Source organism: Mesorhizobium sp. M7A.F.Ca.US.005.03.2.1 (assembly GCF_003997795.1).
Lineage (GTDB): Bacteria > Pseudomonadota > Alphaproteobacteria > Rhizobiales > Rhizobiaceae > Mesorhizobium > Mesorhizobium ciceri.
This window is the reverse complement of record NZ_RZRP01001122.1, coordinates 1-1,620: the sequence shown is the minus strand read 5'-3', so window position 1 is coordinate 1,620 and position 1,620 is coordinate 1. Positions and strand designations below refer to the sequence as shown.

General features: G+C 63.9%; 2 protein-coding genes. Both read right to left on the bottom strand.

Annotation, left to right across the window (positions count from 1 at the left end):
- Positions 1–36: 36 nt before the first annotated feature.
- On the bottom strand, positions 37–753 hold the full coding sequence (locus EN991_RS35340; RefSeq protein ID WP_127370454.1) for a Bax inhibitor-1/YccA family protein: 717 nt from the start codon (positions 751–753) through the stop codon (positions 37–39).
- 23 nt (positions 754–776) lie between these two features.
- Positions 777–1,550, bottom strand: a complete 774-nt coding sequence (locus tag EN991_RS35335) for an anti-sigma factor (protein ID WP_013531511.1) — start codon at positions 1,548–1,550, stop codon at positions 777–779.
- Positions 1,551–1,620 lie beyond the last annotated feature (70 nt).

Sequence of the window (1,620 nt, the reverse complement as noted above, 5' to 3'; positions counted from 1 at the left end):
GCAATAACCCTCGCTCTTGCCCACAGCGGATAGTCGTTATTCGCGTTCGCCGGTGACATTCAGCAGCAGCTGGAAGATGTTGATGAAGTTCAGATAGAGCGAGAAGGCGCCGAAGACGGCAAGTTTCTGGCGCGATTCCGCGTCGAAATTCTCGGCATACTGTTCCTTGATCGTCTGCGTGTCCCAGGCGGTCAGGCCGATGAACACGGCGATGCCGATCACCGAGATGGCGAACTGCAGCGCGGTCGAGCCGAGGAAGATGTTGACGATGCTGGCGATCACCACGCCGATCAGGCCCATGATCAGGAACGACGAGAACTGGGTCAGGTCGCGCTTTGTCGTGTAGCCGTACAGGCTGGTGGCGCCGAACATGGTGGCTGCGATGAAGAAGGTGCGCGCGATGCTGGTTCCGGTGAACACCAGGAACACGGAGGCGAGCGAGAGGCCCATGACCGCGCAGAAGGCCCAGAACATCGCCTGGGCACTCGCCGCGGACATGGTCTGCATCTTGAACGAGAACAGCATGACGAAGGCGAGCGGTGCCAGCATCACCACCCATTTCAGCGGGCTGGAGAAGATCGGCACGTAGAGCGCCGGCGTCGACGAGATCATGAAGGCGACGAGGCCGGTGACCACCAGGCCGACACCCATGTAGTTGTAGACGCGCAGCATATGCTGGCGCAGGCCCTCGTCGAAGACGGCTCCGGTTTGGGCGCCGGCGCCGACGCGATATCCCAGATTGGGGGTGTTCATTTGCGTTCTCCTTTGTGGATCGATCAGTAGAGCGTCTTGGCGAGCGTCTCTGCGGCGCGGTCGAGGTCGTGGACCTCGCTTCGTCCGACCACCGCATAAGCCACATCGCCGATCTGGAAATAGGCCGATGAAATGTCGCCCGAGGGCGCGATCGTCGGCTTGACAACGTCGAAGGTTCCAGGCCGGATCGCAAACAGCGACACCAGCCCCATGTCTTTCGTCTCGACCGCCATCTCGACGCTCGGACCAAAGCGGGACGGATAGATCTGCACGTCGCGGACCTTCCAATCCTTGGGCAGCGACGGCATGACGATGGCGGTCGCGGCGCGAATCTCGCCGGCGTTGTAATTGGGCGCCTCGGGCTGCGACGGCATGCTCTCGCGCACCAGCGTGGTCCTGTGGGCCCGCACTGCGTCGTCGACATAGGCGGGCGGCTGCGGCGAGGCGACGACCTTGGTCACCGACATCGGCCCGATGATACCGTTCGCCAGCCACCCGGCGGCGACGAAGACAGCAACCACCGCGGCGCGCTGCAGCACACCGAAGATGCGGCCGCGGGCAAGCCCCCTCTCCAGCCGCCGCGCGGCATCGGCGGTCGCGGGCCGTGCCATGCCTTTGGAGCCGGCAAGCGCCACGCGCAGTTCATCGCGGGTCCTGAGATCCGACATCACGCGCGCCGCCGCCTCCGGGCGAGCGGACAAGAATGCCTCCACCTCGATGCGGCGGGTGACGTCGATCTGGTCGTCGACATAGGCGTCGAGGTCGATATCCGTCACGGGATCGACAGTTGCGGTCATGAAGGGCCTCCAACGATCCTGAGGTGGTTTTTTGCCTTCGCCGGCTCCTCCATCTCGCGCAGTGCGGCGC

Coding starts and splice junctions, on each gene's coding strand:
- EN991_RS35335 (WP_013531511.1), bottom strand. CDS start 1,550: ATGACCGCAACTGTCGATCCCGTGACGGATATCGACCTCGACGCCTAT.
- EN991_RS35340 (WP_127370454.1), bottom strand. CDS start 753: ATGAACACCCCCAATCTGGGATATCGCGTCGGCGCCGGCGCCCAAACC.